The organism is Aquipseudomonas guryensis (assembly GCF_014164785.1).
GTDB classification, from domain to species: Bacteria; Pseudomonadota; Gammaproteobacteria; order Pseudomonadales; family Pseudomonadaceae; genus Aquipseudomonas; species Aquipseudomonas guryensis.
Map to the genome: position 1 here is coordinate 789,918 of NZ_JACJFN010000001.1, position 19,142 is coordinate 809,059.

The window sequence follows — 19,142 nt, forward strand, 5'->3', positions numbered from 1 at the left end:
AATACTATTTAGTTTCTCAACAGATAAGCCAGCTCCTGTTACAAAGGTGCCGATCCTCTCTGCTCTTCTTCGGCTAACGCATCGACTGGCAAGAGCGCGGTATCGATCAACACGTCTATAGGAAGGGATGCGACGACGACAAGCGGGCAGACAATCATCATCCAGCAGAGCAATGCCTCGGGATTGCCGCTACCACTAGCGCCGCTGCGTATGCCCAGGGACAACAGATCGCTATTGGTGCTCTTGTAGGTATCCACCGGGTGTGAGGCTTGCGCCCCACCCACTCGCGCAACCAGGGTGCCGCAACCTGTAGCAGCAACCAGCAAGAGCAACGCAAGCGCTACCCGGAAAATGGGTTTCAACATACTGCTTCCTTTCATCCTTGAAGAACAATCGCCTTGACCTCAGGCCCGCGCCAACACCGGCAGATCACCGGACAACCCCAGCGCCTGGCGAACGAACAGCGCCTTGGCCTCCGGCAAGTCGTCGACCCAGTTCAGGCCGCTGTTACGCAGCCAGCGCAGTGGCAGCGGATCGGCCTGGAACAGGCGCTCGAAGCCTTCCATGGCCGCCATCATCGCCAGGTTGTGCGGCATGCGCCGGCGCTCATAGCGGCTGAGCACGCGCACGTCGTTGGGTTGTTCGCCGCGCTCGAGGGCATGCAGCAGCACCTCGGCCAGCACGGCGGCATCGAGGAAACCGAGATTGACGCCCTGCCCGGCCAGCGGATGGATGCTGTGGGCGGCGTCGCCGATCAGCGCCAGGCCGCTTTCCACGTAGCGCTTGGCGTGGCGCTGGCGCAGCGGGATGCACAGGCGCGGGTCGACCTGGCTGACCTCGCCCAGGCGCCACTCGAAGGCCTTGCCCAGCTCGTGGCGAAACGCTTCGTCGTCCAGCGCCATCAGCCGGGCGGCCTCGGCCGGCACCGCCGACCAGACGATCGAACACCAGTGGTCATCGTCGCCACGCCGCAGCGGCAGGAAGGCCAGCGGGCCGTCGTCGGTGAAGCGCTGCCAGGCCGTGGCCTGGTGCGGGCGGGCGCAGCGCACGCTGGTGACGATGGCATGGTGCAGGTAATCCCATTCGCGGGTGGCGCAACCGGCCAGGCGGCGCACCGCCGAGTTGGCGCCGTCGGCGGCCACCAGCAGCGTCGAACGCAGCTCACGACCATCGGCCAGTTTGAGCAACCAGCCATCACCGGAGCGGCGCAGCTGCTCCAGACGCGCATTGCCGAGCAGGCCCAGGCGGCTGTCGTGCAGACGTTCGAGCAAGGCATCCTGGACCACGCGGTTCTCGACGATATGACCGAGGGTCTCGGCATGCACGCTGGCGGCGGAGAAATGCACGCTGCCGGTGCCGGAGCCGTCCCACACCTGCATATCGCAGTAGGCCGAAGCGCGTCGCGCGGCGATCCCCGGCCACACGTCAAGGCGTTCGAGAATGCGCTGGCTGGCGGCGGACAGCGCGCTGACCCGTGGTTCGAAGGCGGCGTCGGCCGCGAAGGGTTTGATGCTCAGCGGGCCGCCGTCGACCACCAGGATATCCAGGCCGCTGTGTTCCAGAGCCAGGGCCAGGGCGCTGCCAACCATACCGGCGCCCACGATGATCAGATCCGCTTGCATCGCTGTTCCTTATGCCACTTGCCGCACACGCGGCTTGAGACGGATGTAGAGAGTCTTGTGCACGATGGCGACCAGGCTGCCCGCCGCATCGCGCACTTCCACCTTGAGTTCGGGCAAATACTTGTCGCCCTGGGCGGTATGGCTGCGAATGTCGCTCAGCAGGGTCTCGTCGATATGGAAATCGGCAAACACCGGCCCCTTGCCCGGCGCGACGAAGTCGATGTGCGCGGCCTTGTCCCAGACGATGTAATCGCGGCCGAGGTTTTCCATGATCATCAGCATGAAGAAGGGATCGGTCATGGAATACAGCGAACCGCCAAACTGGGTGCCGACATAGTTGCGGTTGTACCAGCCCAAGCCCATGCGAATCCGGATCTCACGCAGGTCCGGGGCCATCTTCAATACGCGGATACCCGCGCCCAGATAGGGCGGGTAGAGGTTCATCGCCCAGCGCAGCAAACGCGCCTTGCGGGCCAGTCGGCGGTTACTCATGGGCATCCTAGAGGGCACGGGTACCCAGGCCCATGGCCTGGCGGGCGAACCAGCGTTTGGCCGGCGGCAACAGGTCGAGCCCGAGCAGACCGAGGGTGCGCCCGGCCACCAGCAACGACTCGTTGCGGCCGAACAGGCGGGTAACCCGGTCGGAGAAGCCGACGGTCAGCGCCTGATCCTGCTGCTGGACGCTCAGGTAGCGTTGCAGGGTGGCGAAATCGCCAAGCGGCGCCGGGCTGGCCAGCAGACAGTCGGCCAGGGCCAGGGTGTCACGCAGGGCCAGGTTGTAACCCTGCCCCGCCACCGGGTGCAGGCTGTGCGCGGCATTGCCGAGCACCACCAGATGCGGGCGCACCTGCTCCTGGGCCTCGACCAGTGCCAACGGATAGGTATGCCGGGCACCAACCTGACGCAAGGCGCCGAGGCGGTAGCCGAAGGCCTGCTGCAGCTCGGCAAGGAAGGCGCGCTCGTCCAGCGCCTGCAGGCGCGCGGCGTCATTACCGGGACGGGTCCAGACCAGCGCACAGCGGTTGTCCGCCAGTGGCAGCATGGCCATCGGCCCTTCGTCGGTGAAGCGCTCGAAGGCCTGGCCGGCGTGCCGCTCGGTGGGGCTGATATTGGCGATCAGCGCCGTCTGCCCATAAGGCGTGTGCCGCACCGCAATACCCAGCTGCTCGCGCAGGCCGGAACGCCCGCCATCGGCCAGCACGGCGAGGTCGCAGTCAAGGATTTCCTCATTATTGAGGGTCAGCCGGTAGCCATCACCGAGGGCCTGCAGGCGGGTGACTTCGGCCGGGCAGCGCCAGCTCACCACGTCGCGGTCGAGGGCCTGCCACAGGCAGTGGCCGAGCCAGGCGTTTTCCACCACATAGCCGAGGGCCGCTACCCCTTCGTCCTCGGCACTCAGGCGCGCGGCGCCAAAGCGGCCGCGGTCGGAGACATGGATCTGGGTGATCGCCTCGGCCCGCGGGCTGATCGCCGGCCACAGGCCAAGGCGCTCGTAGATCTGCCGGGTGCCGTAGGACAACGCCGTGGAGCGCGCGTCGTAGCTGGGCTGGTAACTGTCGCCAGGGGCGAACGGCTCGACCAGCACAATCTGCCAGCCACGCGCCTTGGCCCCCGCTTGCAGAGCCAGGGCCAGGCTCGCGCCGACCAAGCCACCGCCGATAATAGCCAGCTGTACCCGCGCCATCAGGCCGCTCCCGCTGGCAACACCAGCATCAGGCTGGCGCCGAGCCGATCAATACCACCACCGATAATCGCCAGCTGCACCCGCTTCATCGGCTCAAGCCGCCTGGCTGCGGGCGGCAGCCATCAACGCCTCGATCTCGGCGACCGTCTTCGGCACGCCGGTGGTGAGGATTTCGCAACCGCTCTTGGTCACCACCACGTCATCCTCGATGCGCACGCCGATGCCGCGCCACTTCTTGGCCACGTTCTGGTTGTCCACGGCGATATAGATGCCCGGCTCGACCGTCATCGCCATGCCCACTTCGAGCACGCGCCACTCGCCACCGACCTTGTATTCGCCGACATCGTGCACGTCCATGCCCAGCCAGTGGCCGGCACGGTGCATGTAAAAGGGTTTGTAGGCTTCGGCAGCGATCAGCTCGTCGACCTGACCTTCGAGCAGGCCCAGCTCGACCAGGCCGGCGGTGATGACCCGGACGGTAGCCTCGTGGGCTTCGTTCCAGTGCTTGCCAGGGGCGATGTGCTTGAACGCCTCCTCGTTGGCCTTCAGCACCAGCTCGTAGATGGCCTTTTGCTCGGGCGAGAATTTGCCGCTGACCGGAAAGGTGCGGGTGATGTCGCTGGCGTAGCAGTCGATCTCGCAGCCGGCGTCGATCAGCACCAGATCGCCATCCTTGAGCGGCGCATCGTTCTCGCGGTAGTGCAGGATGCAGGCGTTTTTGCCGGCAGCAACGATCGAGCCGTAGGCCGGCATCTTCGCCCCGCCCTTGCGGAACTCGTAGTCCAGCTCGGCTTCCAGGTGGTACTCGGCCAGGCCGGCACGGCTGGCCTGCATGGCGCGGATGTGTGCACGCGAGCTGATCTCGGCGGCTTCCCTCATCACCTTCACTTCATTGGCCGACTTGTACAGGCGCATGTCGTGCAACACATGGTCGAGGGCGACAAATTCGTTGGGCGGGGTGGCGCCCTGGCGGGCCTTGGAACGGATCACGTTGACCCACTCCATCAACCGGTGGTCGAACTCCTGATTACGCCCGATACCGTAGTAGACGCGCTCGCGGCCTTCGATCAGGCCGGGCAGGATGTCGTCGATATCGCCGATGGGGAAGGCATCGTCGGCGCCGAACTGGCTGATCGCCCCGTCCTGGCCGGCGCGCAGACCGTCCCACAGCTCGCGCTCCGGGTCACGCTCGCGGCAGAACATCACGTATTCGCCATGGGCCCGTCCGGGGATCAGCACCAGCACCGCTTCCGGCTCGGGGAAGCCGCTGAGGTACTGGAAGTCGCTGTCCTGGCGGTAGACATGCTCGACATCGCGGTTGCGGATGTACACCGGCGCCGCCGGCAGGATGGCGATGCTGTTGGGTTCCATCTGCGCCATCAGCGCCTTGCGCCGCCGGGCGTATTCCGACTTGGGGATGCTGACCATGGCGATATCCGACCTTAATGCAGGGAAGGTTTGGCCGCCGCCACCGGCGCCAGCTTGGCGCACTCGGTGAACAGCAGCAGCGGGGCAACACGCAGGTATTCCATCACTTCCATGTAATCGTTCTCGCCGTCTTCGGACTCTTCCAGGGCGCTCTGCACCTGAGCGATGGCGGACAGGTCCTGCAGCACTTCCATGGCCTCGCCGCTCAGCGCGGTGCTGCCGAGGATCATGCCGAAGCCGTCGAGGAAGCCCTGGCACCACTGACCCAGGGCCTGGGCGCGCTCGACCAGCGGCGCATCGTCGGCGGGCAGCAGCAGGACCACGGTGATGTCGCTGCCGGTCAGCTCGCCCTTGACCATTTCCTGCAGGCCGATCAGTGCCTGGCGCACGTTGTCGGCCGGCTCGTCGCCGAGCAGCTCGGCGGCGTCCTGAATCCAGGCCTCGGGTTCGAAGCCGGCACCGGCGCAGCTGCGACCGAGCAGCAGGCCATGCAGCTCGGCGGGGGAAACGGGTTTGCCGCTGCTGGCGAGCAGGGCGGCGAAAGCGGAGTACGGCGAATTCGAAGAGGTCATGGGCAGCTAGGCGCTAGGCAGCGCAATGTCTAGAATGGAGGCTTCGTATCCTAGCACCGGCAGGCGCGGCAAGACCATCGAAGCCCTGCGTCAGCGGGCCGCGGCCAGCCAGCGAGAATCGCGATACGGTCGCATCTCAAGCCCGGCAATCCTTTATAGTTCCGCCACTCATCACCCAGGTAGGGAGCCCATGGAAGACCTCGAACTGCAAGCCCTTACACGCAAGCTGGAGCTGTTGATCCAGCGCGTGGAGCAGCTCAAGTCGCAGAACCGTGCCCTGCTGGCCAGTGAGAAGGCCTGGCGCGAGGAACGCGCCCATCTGATCGAAAAGAACGAACTGGCCCGGCACAAGGTCGAATCGATGATTTCGCGCCTGAAAGCCCTGGAGCAGGACACATGACCCAGCCGAACACCGTCACCGTACACATCCTCGACAAGGAATACTGCATCGCCTGCCCGCCAGACGAACGCAGCAACCTGGAAAGCGCTGCGCGCTATCTGGACGGCAAGATGCGCGAGATCCGCTCCGGCGGCAAAGTCATCGGCGCCGACCGCATTGCCGTGATGGCCGCGCTGAACATCACCCACGACCTGCTGCACAAGCAGCAGCGCCTGGATCAGGAAGCCGACCACACCCGCGAGCGGGTGCGCGATCTGCTCAGCCGTGTCGACAGCGCCCTGGCCACCGATCAGGATGGCCTCGGCATCTGATTGCAGAGCGGGCGATTGGGGTATACTCGCGCCAGCTCCCTGGTGTGTTTGCCAGTCGGTGATGTCCCTGAGCCGATACGCACAACCACGGGGGTTGCAAGTGGGGCCGGTGTGCATGTCCGCCTGACGGAAAGCCTGAACGCCTCCTGCAATCTCCACCTTGAACTTTCGGGTTCAAGGGCTAACCCGACAGCGGCATAACCGGGGAGTCCTCATTTCCATGCTTGAAGCCGGCAATTTATCCCGCCCGGTTCTGCGCCGCCAGCTGCGCCAGGCGCGCCGCAACCTCTCCCCCGTGCAACAGAAACAGGCCGCCCGCGCGCTCTATCGGCAGTTGGCCCAGCATCCGCTGTTTCGCCGCGCCCGCCATATCGCCCTGTACCTGCCCACTGATGGCGAGATCGATCCGCGACCGCTGCTGCGTACCGCCCAGGCTCGCGGCAAGGCTGTCTACCTGCCGGTGCTCAGCCGTTGGCCACGCACCAGAATGCGTTTCCAGCGCCTGCAGTTGCACGATCAAATGGCAGCTAATCGCTTTCGCATCGCCGAGCCACGAACGAACCCCAAGCGCCAACGCCGCGCCTGGACCCTGGACCTGATCCTGCTACCGCTGGTCGGTTTCGACGAGCAGGGCGGGCGCCTGGGCATGGGCGGTGGTTTCTATGATCGGCAACTGGCCTATCGCCAGCTGCGCAAAAATTGGCACAAGCCGACACTGTTGGGACTGGCCCATGAATGCCAGAAAGTGGACAGGCTGAAACTGGCCAGCTGGGACGTGCGGCTACAGGCGGTAGTGACGGATGGCGGCTGGTACGACTGAACGCCTACTGGCGAGAGACAACGATGGCACCGCGATCCCTGCGGCGCTCATTCGTCTTGCGTTTACGGCTGAGACTGGCTAATCGCCTGTTCGCCCTGACGCTCCCAGAGATTCTGGGTGTAACCCGTGGTAACCATGCCCAGACTGAACAGGATCACCAGTACCCACAATAGATCCGGCTTTTTACGCTTCATTGGTTGCCTCCCCCTTTCCAGGCACACTGCATCGACTGACCGGTGGTGGTGTTCTTATTGGTCATGCGAGGCGCCAGGCTGGCCTTCTGCTCTCTGCGGAGCACTTTGGACCTAACCACTGCTGGCACCTTATAGCTGTCGATAGCGAGAACGATTTGAACTACGCCATCGAAGACCGGCAAACAGGAGCAAAGTTCATGCCTAAATGGCTGATGAAATCCGAACCCGACGAACTGTCGATCCATGACCTGCAGCGCCTCGGTCGCGCGCGCTGGGATGGGGTGCGTAATTACCAGGCGCGCAACTTCCTGCGCAGCATGCAGGCGGGCGATGAGTTCTTCTTTTACCACTCCAGCTGTCCCGAACCGGGCATCGCCGGGATTGCCTGCATCGTCGGAGCCACCTACCCCGACCCAACCGCCCTGGACCCCGCCAGCCACTACTTCGACGCCAAGGCCAGTTACGAGAAGAACCCGTGGAGTGCCATCGACGTGGAGTTCGTCGAAGCCTTCCCGCGCGTGCTGCCACTGGCTCAGTTGAAAGCCGCTAGTGAACTGAGCGAACTGGCCCTGGTGCAACGCGGTAGCCGGCTATCGGTGATGCCGGTCAGCAGCGAGCAATGGGCGGCAATCCTGACCATGCGTTGAGTCTCGCACGGCACTGTGCTATCAGGATCAGGACGCTCCTGGAGTCTCCTCATGCGCGCACGCTCGGTCTGGCCGGCAAGACTGGCGCTGGCCTTCCTCCTGCTGGTGCTGTGTAGTGCCAGCCTGCTGCTCTGGCGCCTGCTGGAAAGCGACCAGCACAAGCGCCTGGAGGAACACGTCGGCTACCAGGCACGCACCCTCGCCCGGCAATTGGAAAACAACCTGAGCATCGAGGTGGAAAGCCTCGAGCGCATCGCCCGCCTGTGGAACAACCTGGGCCGCCTACAACAGGCCGAATGGGCACACGAAGCGAACATGGCCCTGCAGGGCTTTTCAGCCTATCAGTCGATCCAGTGGGTCGGCGCCGATCTGCGCATGCGCTGGCTGCTGCCGCTGGCGGGCAACGAGGCGGCGCAGAATTTTCGCCTGACTGCCGATCACCCCAACTACCCCCTGGCCATGCAGGCCAAAAACACTGGTGAACAACGCTTCTCCAACAGTTTTCAGCTGGTTCAGGGCGGCCGCGGTTTCGTCCTCTATACGCCCCTGTTTCTCAAGGATGCCCAGGGCCAGCGCCAGTTCGACGGTTTCCTGCAGGGCGTGTTTCGCGTCGAGCCGCTGATGAAGCAGTTGCTCGACGGCCTCGACAGCGACGAATTCAGCGTGCAGCTGCTGGAAAACGACAGACCCCTGTACAGCCACCAGGCGCAGGGTAGCCTGGCGCAGATGCCCCAGCGCGTGGCATTGAAACTGCTCAACAACCACACCTTCAGCCTGCAGCTGAATCCAACCCAGGCGCTCCTGCAGCGTCTCAACTCACCACTGCCACAGGTGGTGCTGGGCGCCAGCCTGGCCATCAGCCTGCTGCTGGTCGCCGCCCTGGCCCTGGCCTTGGAAAATGCCCGGCGCGCCGAGGCCCTGCAGGTGAGCAATCGCCTGCTGAAAATCGAGGCCACCCGCCGCGAAGCCGTCGAACGTCGCCTGCGCGACAGCCGCGAGCGCCTGCAACTGGTGCTCGACCTCACCGACTCCTGCCAGGACAGCCTGTTCATCTTCGATACCGAAAGCCGCGAGCTGCTGCACATGAACCAGGCCACTTATGCCAGCCTTGGTTACCGTGCCGAGCACTTCGCCCAGCTGCTGCGCAATGACCCCGAACAGCTGCTGCCAGGCTTCCACACATGGCTGAAACAGGCCCGCAGCGCCCAGCAGGACAACCAACCGCGCATCTTCCAGCGCGAGATGCGCCGCCGCGACGGCAGCAGCCAGGCCGCCGAGATCAATACCCAGCTGGTGCAATTGCATGAGCGCGAATACCTGATCGCCGTGTCCCGCGATAACCGCGAGCGCCTGGCCCTGGAGGCGCGACTGCAACGCCTGTCGCAGCTGGATGGCCTGACCGGTCTGTACAACCGACGCTTCTTCGATCAGCAGCTGCAGGCCGAATGGCGGCGCCTACGGCGGATCGGCGCACCGATGACCCTGCTAATGATCGATATCGACCACTTCAAGGCCTACAACGATGCGCTCGGCCACCTGGCCGGTGACGATGTGCTGCGCAAGGTCGCCAACGTGCTGCAGGAATGCCTGCAACGCGAGGGCGACGTGGCCTGTCGCTACGGCGGCGAGGAGTTCTCCATCATTCTCACCAACACCGGCCTGGAGGGTGGCGAGCATGTGGCCGCGCGGGTTCACGAACTGATCGCCAACCTGGCCATCCCCCACCCCGGCAGCCCGCAGCAGTACCTGACCCTGAGCATTGGCCTGGCCGTCGCCGAACCGGCCAATGAGGAAAACCCCGGCAGCCTGATAGCCCGCAGCGACCAGGCGCTGTACCAGGCCAAACACGGCGGCCGCAACCAGACCCGCATCTGGAATGCCGCACAAGCCTCCAGCTATAGCCCGTCAGAACCACCCGTCACCTGAGGACGGGCTTGACCTGTATCAAGCGCGGGCCAGAGCAATCCGCGCAGAATGGCTCGCAGCACAGATAACCGCTTGCGCGTCCTGCCTCAATGGCAGCGCTGCGTTATTGCCACGCCAACCGAGACAAGGATGAACATGGCCACGCGTAACCCCTGGATCGTCCGCGGCACAATCATTACCAGTCTTGCCGTCATAGCCGCACTGACTTGGTACGAGCTCTATCCCAGAGGCCTGGGCGAGGGCTTTGCCAGCGGCAACGGCCGCATCGAAGCCACCGAAGTCGACGTGGCCGCCAAGCTCGGCGGACGCATCGCCAGCATCGCGGTCGACGAAGGCGATTTTGTCCAGGCCCAGCAGATCGTTGCACGCATGGACACTCAGGTACTCGAAGCCCAGTTGGCCCAGGCCCAGGCGCAAATGCGCCAGGCCGAAAACAGCCAGCTGACAGCCAGCGCCCAGGTCACCCTGCGTGAAAGCGAGAAGGTCACCGCCGAGGCCGTGGTGCGCCAGCGCCAGGCCGAACTCTCCGCCGCACAGAAACGCCACGCGCGCACCGCCGTGCTGGTCAAGCGCGACGCCATGGCCCGCCAGCAACTGGATGATGACCTGGCGCACCTGCAAAGCGCCGAAGCGGCCCTGGCCGCGGCGCGTTCGCAGGTCAACTCGGCGGCGGCCGGCATCGTCGCTGCACAGTCCCAGGTGATCGAAGCGCAATCGGCGGTGGAGGCGGCCAAGGCCAGCGTCACCCGCCTGCAGGTGGACATCGACGACAGCCTGCTCAAGGCACCGCGCGCCGGTCGCGTGCAGTACCGGGTAAGCCAGCCCGGCGAGGTGATCGGTGCCGGCGGCAAGCTACTCAATCTGGTCGACCTGGGCGATGTCTACATGACCTTCTTCCTCCCCGAGCGCCAGGCCGGTCTGGTTGCCCTCGGCAGCGAAGTACGCCTGGTGATCGATGCCGCGCCGCAGTACGTGATCCCGGCCAAGGTCAGCTATGTGGCCAGCGTTGCCCAGTTCACCCCGAAGACCGTGGAAACCGCCAGCGAGCGGGAAAAGCTGATGTTTCGCATCAAGGCGCGCATCGACCCCGACCTTCTGCAGCGCCATCTGGAGCACGTCAAGACCGGCGTCCCCGGCATGGCTTATCTGCGCCTGGACCCGGCCATCGAATGGCCTGAACACCTGGCGGTCAAGGTTCCGCAATGAGCACGCCCCCGGTAGCCCGGCTGATCGACGTCAGCCTGCGCTACGGCAAGACCTGCGCGCTGGATGCACTGAGCCTGGAAATCCCGGCGCAGCGCATGGTCGGCCTGATCGGCCCGGACGGCGTCGGCAAGTCCAGCCTGCTGGCGCTGCTGGCCGGCGCCCGCGAAATGCAGAGCGGGCAGATCGAGGTGCTCGGCGGCGACATGGCCAGCCGCGGCCATCGCCGGCGCACCTGCCCGCATATCGCCTACATGCCCCAGGGCCTGGGCAAGAACCTCTACCCAACCCTGTCGGTATTCGAGAACCTCGACTTCTTCGGCCGCCTGTTCGGCCAGGGCCCGGCCGAGCGCGCCCAACGCATCGATGAGCTGCTGCGCAGCACCGGCCTGACGCCCTTCCGCGAGCGCCCGGCGGGCAAGCTGTCCGGCGGCATGAAGCAGAAGTTGGGACTGTGCTGCGCGCTGATCCACGACCCCGACCTGCTGATCCTCGACGAGCCGACCACCGGGGTCGACCCGCTGTCGCGCAACCAGTTCTGGGAGCTGATCGGCCGCATCCGCGCCCAGCGCCCACAGATGAGCGTGCTGGTGGCCACCGCCTACATGGAAGAAGCCGAACGCTTCGACCACCTGGTGGCCATGGACGGCGGGCGCATCCTCGCCACCGGCAGCCCGCAGCAACTGCGCGAGCGCACCGCCTGCGCCAGCCTGGAGCAGGCATTCATTGCGCTACTGCCGGAAGACAGGCGCAAGGACCACCGCGCCCTGGTCATCCCGCCGCGCGCAGCGGGGCAGCAGGAAATCGCCATCGAGGCGCGCGGCCTGAGCATGCGTTTCGGCGATTTCGTCGCGGTCGACCGGGTGGATTTTCGCATCGAGCGCGGCGAGATCTTCGGCTTCCTCGGCTCCAACGGCTGCGGCAAAAGCACCACCATGAAGATGCTCACCGGCCTGCTGCCGGCCAGTGAGGGCGAGGCGCTGCTGTTCGGCCAGCAGATCCAGGCCAAGGACATGGCCACGCGCAAGCGGGTCGGCTACATGTCGCAGTCGTTCTCCCTGTATGGCGAGCTGACGGTGTGGCAGAACCTGGTGCTGCACGCCCAGCTGTTCCATGTGCCCGCCGCGCAGATCGAGGCGCGGGTAGCCGAGATGGCCAGCCGTTTCTCGCTGGATGCGGTCATGGACATGCTCCCCGAGCGCCTGCCGCTGGGCATTCGCCAACGCCTGTCGCTGGCCGTGGCGGTGATCCACAAACCGGAGATCCTGATCCTCGACGAGCCCACCTCGGGTGTCGACCCGGTGGCGCGCGACGGCTTCTGGCAGCTGATGCTCGACCTGTCGCGTCAGGACGGAGTGACCATTTTCATCTCAACCCATTTCATGAACGAAGCGCAACGCTGCGACCGCATCTCGCTGATGCACGCCGGCAAGGTGCTCGACAGCGACACGCCACAGGGGTTGATGACCAAACGCGGCCTGCCGACCCTGGAGGCGACCTTCATCGCCTACCTGGAGGATGCCGTCGGCCAGGGCCAGGGCCAGCCGAGCCCGGCCGAGCCGCCGGCCCCAGCGCCGGCTTCGCCGCCGCGCCCGGCGCCGCGCCAGCGTTTCAGTCTGCGCCGGCTATTCAGCTATGCCCACCGAGAGACCCTGGAGCTGCGCCGCGACCCGCTCCGCGGTGGCATGGCGCTGCTCGGCACCGTGCTGCTGCTGTTCATCATCGGCTACGGCATCAGCCTGGACGTGGAAGACCTGACCTTCGCCGTGCTCGACCGCGACCAGACCACCACCAGCCAGGAGTACCACCTGAACCTGGCCGGCTCGCGCTACTTCCTCGAACAGGCACCGCTGCACGACTACGCCGAGCTGGAACGGCGCATGCGCAGCGGCGAGATCAGCCTGGCGGTGGAGATCCCGCCGCACTTCGGCCGCGACCTCAAGCGCGGCGACAGCCCGCAGATCGGTATGTGGATCGACGGCGCCATGCCGACCCGCGCGGAAACCATCAAGGGCTACGTCCAGGGCCTGCACCAGGACTACCTGCAGAGCCTGGCGCAGCGCTCCGCACAAACACAGGCTGCCAGTCTGGCCGAGCTGGAAGTGCGCTACCGCTACAACCCGGACGTGGAGAGCCGCCAGGCCATGGTACCGGCGATGATCCCGCTGCTGCTGATGTTGATCCCGGCCATGCTCACCGCCCTCGGCGTGGTACGCGAGAAGGAACTGGGCTCGATCATCAACCTCTACGTGACCCCGGTGACGCGCCTGGAATTCCTCCTTGGCAAACAGCTGCCCTACATCGGCCTGGGCATGCTCAACTTCACCCTGCTGGTGCTGCTGGCAATCAGCGTGTTCGACGTGCCGCTCAAGGGCAGCCCGCTGACCCTGTTGGTCGGCGGGCTGCTCTACCTGGGCTGTTCCACGGCCCTCGGCCTGCTTATGTCGACCTTCACCAAGAGCCAGATCGCCGCAGTGTTCGGCACGGCCATCGCTACCCTGCTGCCGGCCATCCAGTTCTCCGGGCTGATCTACCCGGTGTCCTCGCTGGAAGGTATCGGCGCCTTCATCGGCCAGCTCTACCCGACCTCGCATTTCCTGGTGATCTCGCGCGGGGTGTTCTCCAAGGCGCTCGGCTTCGCCGACCTGTCCGCCTATTTCCTGCCCTTGCTGATCACCATTCCCGTGCTGTTGGGGCTGTGCGCGGCCTTCCTGAAGAAGCAGGAGGTCTGAGATGGAACGTTTGGCGAACATCTTCCACCTCGGCCTCAAGGAACTGCGCAGCCTGCAACGCGATATCGCACTGGTGCTGCTGATCATCTGGGCCTTCAGCCTGGGCATCTACTCGGCGGCCACCAGCATGCCGGAGAGCCTGCACCATGCCTCCATCGCGGTGGTCGACGAAGACCGCTCGCAGCTTTCCGAACGGCTGATCCAGGCCTTTCAGCCACCCTACTTCCGTACCCCTGAACGCATCGACCTGAGCCAGATGGACCGTGGCATGGATGCCGGCCGCTACACCTTCACCCTGAACATCCCGCCGGACTTCCAGCGCGACGTTTTGGCCGGCCGCAGCCCGGCGATTCAGCTCAACGTGGATGCCACCCAAGTCAGCCAGGCCTTCACCGGCGCCGGTTATATCCAGAATATAGGCATCAACGAGGTGGCCGAATTCGTCCGCCGCTACCGCGCCGACCTGCCGCAGCAGGCCGGGCTGGCCGTGCGGGTGGCGTTCAACCCTAACCTGACGCGCACCTGGTTCGGCTCGGTGATGGAGGTGATCAACCAGATCACCATGCTGTCGATCATCCTCACCGGCGCCGCGCTGATCCGCGAGCGCGAACACGGCACCATCGAACACCTGCTGGTGATGCCGGTGACGCCGCTGGAAATCATGCTGGCCAAGGTCTGGTCGATGGGACTAGTGGTATTGGTGGCGACGACTCTGTCGCTGCTGCTGGTGGTTCAAGGTTGGCTGCAGGTGCCGATCCAGGGCTCGCTGGCGCTGTTTCTCGGCGGCGCCGCGCTGCACCTGTTCGCCACCACCTCGATGGGCATTTTCTTCGGCACCGTGGCGCGCTCGATGCCGCAGCTGGGCCTGCTGATCATCATCGTGCTGATCCCGCTGGAGATCCTCTCCGGCGGCACCACGCCGCGCGAGAGCATGCCCGAGCTGGTGCAACAGATCATGCTGGTGGCGCCGACCACCCACTTCGTCGACCTGGCCCAAGCCATCCTCTACCGCGGTGCCGGGCTCTCAATCGTCTGGCCGCAGCTGCTGGCCATAGCCGGGATCGGCACGCTGTTCTTCCTCGGCGCCATGACGCGCTTCCGTAAAACCCTGGCGCAGATGGCCTGAGCTGGCGTGAGAACCTGTTTAGGAACTTTTGAGCTAGAGCCAGGCAAGGCGAAACGGGACGAGGGCGCGGAGTTTACGAGCTGTAAATGAGCAGCCCGAGCCCCGTTTCAACACAGCCTGGCCGACGATCAAGAGATCCTAAATAGGTTCTTACTGGATGATCAGGTTGTTGAACAAAAGGTCCTCGACGTAGGGCTTGCCTTCTTCCTGGTTGAGCGCGTCCTGTACCTGCTTGAGCGCTTCCAGGCGCAGTTTTTCCTTGGCGTCCTGGCTGCCCATGCTGGCTTCTGTCTGCTGGGAGAACAGCATCACCAGCTGGTTGCGGATCAGCGGCTCATGGTGCTCGACCTTTTCTTCCGCCTCGGTGCCGGTCACCCGCAGGGCGATATCGGCCTTGAAGAATTTCAGCTTCGGACCAGCGCCGAAGTTGCCAACCAGGGCGGGGACCAGACTGTAGTAGGCCACCTTGGGCACCGCGTTCTCGCCTTCCTTCTCTTCCTCTGCACCACCGCTGGCAAGAGCGGTAAATGGCAACGACAGAGCCAACAGCAGAGCGATCCAGATTTTCACGACGGCAGTTCCTCAAGAAGGTGTGGCGCTAGCATAGCCATTGCCGGGCCCGCACCCAAGCCCAACGCTTATACACCAGCATCAGGCCAGGGCATGCTCGTTGACCAGCCGGACTTGCCACCTACACTGCCAGACCATCAACCCGTTGAGGAAATCTCGTGATGAAAGCCGTTCTGTGCAAAGCCTTCGGCCCGGCCGAAACCCTGGTTCTGGAAGAAGTTGCCAGCCCCGCGATCAAGAAGAACGAGATCCTCCTTGAGGTGCATGCCGCCGGAGTCAACTTCCCTGACACCCTGATCATCGAAGGCAAGTATCAGTTCAAGCCGCCCTTCCCCTTCTCCCCGGGCGGCGAAGCGGCCGGGGTGGTGCTGGAAGTCGGTGAGAAGGTCGAGCACGTCAAGGCCGGTGACCGGGTGATGGCGCTGACCGGCTGGGGCAGCTTCGCCGAACAGGTGGCGGTGCCCGGCTACAACGTCATGCCGATTCCGCGCGGCCTCGACTTCAATGCCGCTGCCGCCTTCGGCATGACATACGGCACCTCGATGCACGCCCTCAAGCAGCGCGCCAATCTGCAGCCGGGCGAAACCCTGCTGGTGCTCGGCGCCTCAGGCGGCGTCGGCCTGGCCGCGGTGGAGATCGGCAAGGCCATGGGCGCCACCGTGATCGCCGCCACCAGCAGCACGGAGAAGCTGGCCGTGGCCAAGGCCGCCGGCGCCGACCACCTGATCAACTACAGCGAGTCGAGCCTCAAGGAAGAAGTGAAGAAGCTCACCGGCGGCCAGGGCGCAGACGTGATCTACGACCCGGTCGGTGGCGACCTGTTCGACGAAGCCATCCGCGCCATCGCCTGGAACGGCCGTCTGCTGGTGGTCGGTTTCGCCAGCGGGCGCATCCCCGAACTGCCGGTCAACCTCTGCCTGCTCAAGGGCGCGGCGGTGGTCGGGGTGTTCTGGGGTTCATTCGCCCAGCGCCAGCCGCAGGACAACGCCGCCAACTTCAAGCAGCTGTTCGCCTGGCATGCCGAGGGCAAGCTCAAGCCGCTGGTGTCGCAGGTCTTCCCGCTGGAGCAGGCCGCCGCGGCGATCAATGCCCTCGGCCAGCGCAAGGCAGTCGGCAAGGTGGTGGTGCAGGTGCGCTGAGTATTTAGAGCCGGCTGCGCGTCGGTCAGGCGTTGTTAAAAGTGCGCTCCCCCTTCGGCAGTTACTCCCGCTGGTCGTTGTGCCTAGCCTGCCTCTAGCTCGCAGGCTCCAGGCCCAACATCGAAAAGCGGGTAGCCCGATGCAATCCGGGCTACGGGCTGGGTCCTTTCTGCACCATTGAAAAAGCCGCCCTCGGGCGGCTTTTTGTTGGGTGTGGTGACAGTTAGTCGCGTGGCGCGTAGGCAAACACGTCGGCGCGCATCTGGTGGGCATCCATGCCGGCCTCGACCAACGCATCGAGGGTGCCGTAGACCATCGCTGGCGAGCCGCTGGCATAGACGTGCAGCGCCTTGAGGTCGGCGAAGTCCTCGCACACCGCCTCGTGCAGCAGGCCACAGCGCCCGGACCACTCCCCCTGCTCACTGACCACCCGATGCAGGTACAGACCGGGGGTCTGCTGCCAATCGGCCCAGTGCGGCAGCTGGTAGAAGTCCTCGGCGTGGCGCACGCCCCAGTACAGATGCACAGGGTGCTGAAAGCCGGCAGCGCGGCAATGCTCGATCAGGCTGTGCATCTGCGCCATGCCGGTACCGGCGGCGATCAGCACCAGCGGCCCGGCAGGCAGTTCGGCCAGGTGGGTGTCGCCGAAGGGCAGCTGCACCCTGGCAAAACCCTGGCGACGCAGGAACGCCAGCAACTCGCTGGCGCTTTCTTCGCGGGCCAGCACATGCAGCTCCAGCTCTCGCCCGCTGTGCGGCGCCGAGGCCAGGGAGAAAGCGGAATACTCGCCATCCTCACGCTGCACCAGCAGGTATTGCCCGGCGTGGTAACGCGGCAGCCTGCCGGCCGGGGTGCGCAAGCGCACGCGGAACACGTCGCCACCCACCTCGGTGCATTCGAGCAACTGACAGTTCAGTTCGCACAACGGCAGTTCGCCGGGCGCCAGCACGCCATCCCAGTGCAGCACGCAGTCCTGCAGCGGTTCGGCCAGACAGGTGTACAGCTCACCATGGTCGCGCTCTTCACCACTCTGGCGTATCCGACCCTCGACCAGCAGGGCCGAGCAGATATGGCAGTTGCCATTGCGACAGCTCTGCGGGCAGTCGTAGCCGAGGCGCCGGGCAGCGTCGAGGATGCGCTCGCCGGCCTCGACCTCAAGTACCGCACCGGAGGGTTGCAGGGTAACTTTCATCAATCGATTCCGAGTTGGCCCCACAGCTCATCCACCCGCTGCTTGACCGCCTCGTCCTGGACGATGGCGCGACCCCACTCGCGATTGGTCTCGCCCGGCCACTTGTGGGTGGCGTCGAGGCCCATCTTCGAGCCCAGGCCGGAGATCGGCGAGGCAAAGTCGAGGTAGTCGATCGGCGTGTTGTCGATCAGCACCGTGTCGCGCTTGGGGTCCATGCGCGTGGTAATCGCCCAGATCACGTCGTTCCAGTCCCGTGCATTGATATCGTCGTCGGTGACGATAACGAACTTGGTGTACATGAACTGTCGCAGGAACGACCACACACCGAGCATCACCCGCTTGGCGTGGCCGGGGTACTGCTTCTTCATGGTCACCACCGCCATGCGGTACGAACAGCCTTCCGGCGGCAGGTAGAAGTCGGTGATTTCCGGGAACTGCTTCTGCAGGATCGGCACGAACACTTCGTTCAGCGCCACGCCGAGGATCGCCGGCTCATCCGGCGGGCGGCCGGTGTAGGTGCTGTGGTAGATCGGCTTCTGCCGGCGGGTGATGCGCTCGACGGTGAACACCGGGAAGCGGTCGACCTCGTTGTAGTAGCCGGTGTGGTCGCCGTAGGGACCTTCATCGGCCATCTCGCCGGGATGGATCACCCCTTCGAGGACGATCTCGGCGCTGGCCGGCACCTGCAGGTCACTGCCGCGAGCCTTGACCAGCTCGGTCTTGTTGCCGCGCAGCAAACCGGCGAAGGCGTACTCGGAGAGACTGTCCGGTACCGGGGTGACCGCGCCGAGAATGGTCGCCGGGTCGGCACCGAGGGCCACGGCCACCGGGTAGGGCTGGCCGGGAAACTTCTCGCACCAGTCGCGAAAGTCCAGGGCGCCGCCACGGTGACTGAGCCAGCGCATGATCAGCTTGTTGCGACCGATCACCTGCTGGCGGTAGATGCCGAGGTTCTGCCGGTCCTTGTTCGGGCCCTTGGTGATGGTCAGGCCCCAGGTGATCAGCGGGCCGACATCGCCCGGCCAGCAGGTCTGCACCGGCAGCTTGGTCAGGTCGACGTCGTCGCCCTCCTCGATCACTTCCTGGCACGGTGCATCCTTGAGCACCTTGGGCGCCATGCTCAGGACCTTCTTGAAGATCGGCAGCTTGCTCCAGGCATCCTTCAGGCCTTTCGGCGGCTCCGGCTCCTTGAGGAAGGCCAGCAGCTTGCCGATTTCGCGCAGCTCGCTGACTTCCTCGGCACCCATGCCCAGCGCCACGCGCTTGGGCGTGCCGAACAGGTTGCCGAGCACCGGCATGTCAAAGCCCGTGGGGTTCTCGAACAGCAGCGCCGGACCACCCTTGCGCAGGGCGCGGTCGCAGATTTCGGTCATTTCCAGCACCGGGGAAACCGGCGTCTGGATGCGCTTGAGTTCGCCGCGCTGTTCCAGGCCGCGGATAAAGTCGCGAAGGTCGCGATACTGCATGCTTGAGCCTCGTATAGGCGCGCAGGTCGGGGCGCAAAGTTTAGCGCCGAACTGGGTTATTCAGAAGGCCGCAGAAACGCAAAGGCCGGGTTTCCCCGGCCTTTTTGGTC

General features: G+C 65.0%; 19 protein-coding genes and 1 other RNA gene. 10 read left to right on the forward strand and 10 right to left on the reverse strand.

Annotated features, from left to right (window positions below; translation table 11 throughout):
• Positions 1 to 38: 38 nt before the first annotated feature.
• From H3H45_RS03565 to H3H45_RS03590, 6 genes are all read right to left on the reverse strand, one after another.
• Positions 39 to 365, reverse strand: a complete 327-nt coding sequence (locus H3H45_RS03565; RefSeq protein ID WP_182832360.1) for a YceK/YidQ family lipoprotein — start codon at positions 363 to 365, stop codon at positions 39 to 41.
• Between the two features lie 39 nt (positions 366 to 404).
• Positions 405 to 1,622, reverse strand: coding sequence for a 2-octaprenyl-3-methyl-6-methoxy-1,4-benzoquinol hydroxylase (locus H3H45_RS03570; protein WP_182832361.1), 1,218 nt, complete (start codon positions 1,620 to 1,622; stop codon positions 405 to 407).
• Between the two features lie 9 nt (positions 1,623 to 1,631).
• A complete protein-coding gene (locus H3H45_RS03575) occupies positions 1,632 to 2,114 on the reverse strand; it encodes a DUF4442 domain-containing protein (RefSeq protein WP_407926671.1) in 483 nt (160 codons plus the stop codon).
• Positions 2,115 to 2,121: 7 nt separating this feature from the next.
• Entirely contained in the window at positions 2,122 to 3,306 is a 1,185-nt protein-coding gene (gene ubiH, locus H3H45_RS03580; protein WP_182832363.1) for a 2-octaprenyl-6-methoxyphenyl hydroxylase, read from the reverse strand.
• Positions 3,307 to 3,399: 93 nt separating this feature from the next.
• A complete protein-coding gene (gene pepP, locus H3H45_RS03585; protein ID WP_182832364.1) occupies positions 3,400 to 4,734 on the reverse strand; it encodes a Xaa-Pro aminopeptidase in 1,335 nt (444 codons plus the stop codon).
• 14 nt (positions 4,735 to 4,748) lie between these two features.
• Positions 4,749 to 5,306: a YecA/YgfB family protein gene (locus tag H3H45_RS03590; RefSeq protein WP_182832365.1), complete on the reverse strand. Its 558-nt coding sequence runs from the start codon at positions 5,304 to 5,306 to the stop codon at positions 4,749 to 4,751.
• 190 nt (positions 5,307 to 5,496) lie between these two features.
• Here H3H45_RS03590 and H3H45_RS03595 point away from each other — a divergent pair, with 190 nt between their 5' ends.
• The 4 genes from H3H45_RS03595 to H3H45_RS03610 all read left to right on the forward strand — a co-directional run bounded on the left by H3H45_RS03595 (position 5,497) and on the right by H3H45_RS03610 (position 6,837).
• Positions 5,497 to 5,706, forward strand: a complete 210-nt coding sequence (locus H3H45_RS03595; RefSeq protein WP_182832366.1) for a TIGR02449 family protein — start codon at positions 5,497 to 5,499, stop codon at positions 5,704 to 5,706.
• On the forward strand, positions 5,703 to 6,017 hold the full coding sequence (locus H3H45_RS03600) for a cell division protein ZapA (RefSeq protein ID WP_182832367.1): 315 nt from the start codon (positions 5,703 to 5,705) through the stop codon (positions 6,015 to 6,017). Before H3H45_RS03595 ends, H3H45_RS03600 begins: the two co-directional genes overlap by 4 nt.
• A 33-nt stretch (positions 6,018 to 6,050) precedes the next feature.
• A non-coding RNA gene (gene ssrS, locus H3H45_RS03605) (6S RNA) lies at positions 6,051 to 6,229 on the forward strand.
• A gap of 8 nt (positions 6,230 to 6,237) precedes the next feature.
• Positions 6,238 to 6,837 carry a 5-formyltetrahydrofolate cyclo-ligase gene (locus H3H45_RS03610; protein WP_182832368.1) on the forward strand — a complete coding sequence of 200 codons (600 nt, stop codon included), beginning with the start codon at positions 6,238 to 6,240 and terminating at the stop codon, positions 6,835 to 6,837.
• Positions 6,838 to 6,899: 62 nt separating this feature from the next.
• On the opposite strand, the gene H3H45_RS20265 is transcribed toward H3H45_RS03610, so the two are convergent.
• A complete protein-coding gene (locus H3H45_RS20265; protein ID WP_268939306.1) occupies positions 6,900 to 7,031 on the reverse strand; it encodes a hypothetical protein in 132 nt (43 codons plus the stop codon).
• 197 nt (positions 7,032 to 7,228) lie between these two features.
• Here H3H45_RS20265 and H3H45_RS03615 point away from each other — a divergent pair, with 197 nt between their 5' ends.
• From H3H45_RS03615 to H3H45_RS03635, 5 genes are all read left to right on the forward strand, one after another.
• On the forward strand, positions 7,229 to 7,678 hold the full coding sequence (locus H3H45_RS03615; protein WP_182832369.1) for an EVE domain-containing protein: 450 nt from the start codon (positions 7,229 to 7,231) through the stop codon (positions 7,676 to 7,678).
• A 51-nt stretch (positions 7,679 to 7,729) separates the two neighbouring features.
• Positions 7,730 to 9,604, forward strand: coding sequence for a sensor domain-containing diguanylate cyclase (locus H3H45_RS03620; protein WP_182832370.1), 1,875 nt, complete (start codon positions 7,730 to 7,732; stop codon positions 9,602 to 9,604).
• A 135-nt stretch (positions 9,605 to 9,739) separates the two neighbouring features.
• Positions 9,740 to 10,810, forward strand: coding sequence for an HlyD family secretion protein (locus tag H3H45_RS03625; protein ID WP_182832371.1), 1,071 nt, complete (start codon positions 9,740 to 9,742; stop codon positions 10,808 to 10,810).
• Positions 10,807 to 13,539 carry a ribosome-associated ATPase/putative transporter RbbA gene (gene rbbA, locus H3H45_RS03630; protein ID WP_182832372.1) on the forward strand — a complete coding sequence of 911 codons (2,733 nt, stop codon included), beginning with the start codon at positions 10,807 to 10,809 and terminating at the stop codon, positions 13,537 to 13,539. Before H3H45_RS03625 ends, rbbA begins: the two co-directional genes overlap by 4 nt.
• Position 13,540: 1 nt before the next feature.
• The gene (locus H3H45_RS03635; protein WP_182832373.1) at positions 13,541 to 14,665 is read left to right on the forward strand and encodes an ABC transporter permease; all 1,125 of its coding nucleotides are present in this window, start codon (positions 13,541 to 13,543) and stop codon (positions 14,663 to 14,665) included.
• 150 nt (positions 14,666 to 14,815) lie between these two features.
• Here H3H45_RS03635 and H3H45_RS03640 read toward each other — a convergent pair whose 3' ends face one another.
• A complete protein-coding gene (locus H3H45_RS03640; RefSeq protein ID WP_182832374.1) occupies positions 14,816 to 15,235 on the reverse strand; it encodes a flagellar basal body-associated protein FliL in 420 nt (139 codons plus the stop codon).
• A gap of 161 nt (positions 15,236 to 15,396) precedes the next feature.
• Between H3H45_RS03640 and H3H45_RS03645 the strand changes: the two genes are divergently transcribed.
• Positions 15,397 to 16,374: an NADPH:quinone oxidoreductase family protein gene (locus tag H3H45_RS03645; RefSeq protein ID WP_182832375.1), complete on the forward strand. Its 978-nt coding sequence runs from the start codon at positions 15,397 to 15,399 to the stop codon at positions 16,372 to 16,374.
• Between the two features lie 223 nt (positions 16,375 to 16,597).
• Here the strand turns inward: H3H45_RS03645 and H3H45_RS03650 are convergent, their stop codons facing one another.
• Together H3H45_RS03650 and ubiD are read right to left on the reverse strand one after the other, a co-directional pair.
• A complete protein-coding gene (locus H3H45_RS03650) occupies positions 16,598 to 17,566 on the reverse strand; it encodes a CDP-6-deoxy-delta-3,4-glucoseen reductase (RefSeq protein ID WP_182832376.1) in 969 nt (322 codons plus the stop codon).
• Complete coding sequence (gene ubiD / locus H3H45_RS03655; RefSeq protein WP_182832377.1) at positions 17,566 to 19,032, reverse strand: 4-hydroxy-3-polyprenylbenzoate decarboxylase; 1,467 nt, start codon at positions 19,030 to 19,032, stop codon at positions 17,566 to 17,568. Before ubiD ends, H3H45_RS03650 begins: the two co-directional genes overlap by 1 nt.
• Between the last annotated feature and the right edge of the window lie 110 nt (positions 19,033 to 19,142).

Coding starts and splice junctions, on each gene's coding strand:
- H3H45_RS03565 (WP_182832360.1), bottom strand. CDS start 365: ATGTTGAAACCCATTTTCCGGGTAGCGCTTGCGTTGCTCTTGCTGGTT.
- H3H45_RS03570 (WP_182832361.1), bottom strand. CDS start 1,622: ATGCAAGCGGATCTGATCATCGTGGGCGCCGGTATGGTTGGCAGCGCC.
- H3H45_RS03575 (WP_407926671.1), bottom strand. CDS start 2,114: ATGAGTAACCGCCGACTGGCCCGCAAGGCGCGTTTGCTGCGCTGGGCG.
- ubiH (WP_182832363.1), bottom strand. CDS start 3,306: ATGGCGCGGGTACAGCTGGCTATTATCGGCGGTGGCTTGGTCGGCGCG.
- pepP (WP_182832364.1), bottom strand. CDS start 4,734: ATGGTCAGCATCCCCAAGTCGGAATACGCCCGGCGGCGCAAGGCGCTG.
- H3H45_RS03590 (WP_182832365.1), bottom strand. CDS start 5,306: ATGACCTCTTCGAATTCGCCGTACTCCGCTTTCGCCGCCCTGCTCGCC.
- H3H45_RS03595 (WP_182832366.1), top strand. CDS start 5,497: ATGGAAGACCTCGAACTGCAAGCCCTTACACGCAAGCTGGAGCTGTTG.
- H3H45_RS03600 (WP_182832367.1), top strand. CDS start 5,703: ATGACCCAGCCGAACACCGTCACCGTACACATCCTCGACAAGGAATAC.
- H3H45_RS03610 (WP_182832368.1), top strand. CDS start 6,238: ATGCTTGAAGCCGGCAATTTATCCCGCCCGGTTCTGCGCCGCCAGCTG.
- H3H45_RS20265 (WP_268939306.1), bottom strand. CDS start 7,031: ATGAAGCGTAAAAAGCCGGATCTATTGTGGGTACTGGTGATCCTGTTC.
- H3H45_RS03615 (WP_182832369.1), top strand. CDS start 7,229: ATGCCTAAATGGCTGATGAAATCCGAACCCGACGAACTGTCGATCCAT.
- H3H45_RS03620 (WP_182832370.1), top strand. CDS start 7,730: ATGCGCGCACGCTCGGTCTGGCCGGCAAGACTGGCGCTGGCCTTCCTC.
- H3H45_RS03625 (WP_182832371.1), top strand. CDS start 9,740: ATGGCCACGCGTAACCCCTGGATCGTCCGCGGCACAATCATTACCAGT.
- rbbA (WP_182832372.1), top strand. CDS start 10,807: ATGAGCACGCCCCCGGTAGCCCGGCTGATCGACGTCAGCCTGCGCTAC.
- H3H45_RS03635 (WP_182832373.1), top strand. CDS start 13,541: ATGGAACGTTTGGCGAACATCTTCCACCTCGGCCTCAAGGAACTGCGC.
- H3H45_RS03645 (WP_182832375.1), top strand. CDS start 15,397: ATGAAAGCCGTTCTGTGCAAAGCCTTCGGCCCGGCCGAAACCCTGGTT.
- H3H45_RS03650 (WP_182832376.1), bottom strand. CDS start 17,566: ATGAAAGTTACCCTGCAACCCTCCGGTGCGGTACTTGAGGTCGAGGCC.
- ubiD (WP_182832377.1), bottom strand. CDS start 19,032: ATGCAGTATCGCGACCTTCGCGACTTTATCCGCGGCCTGGAACAGCGC.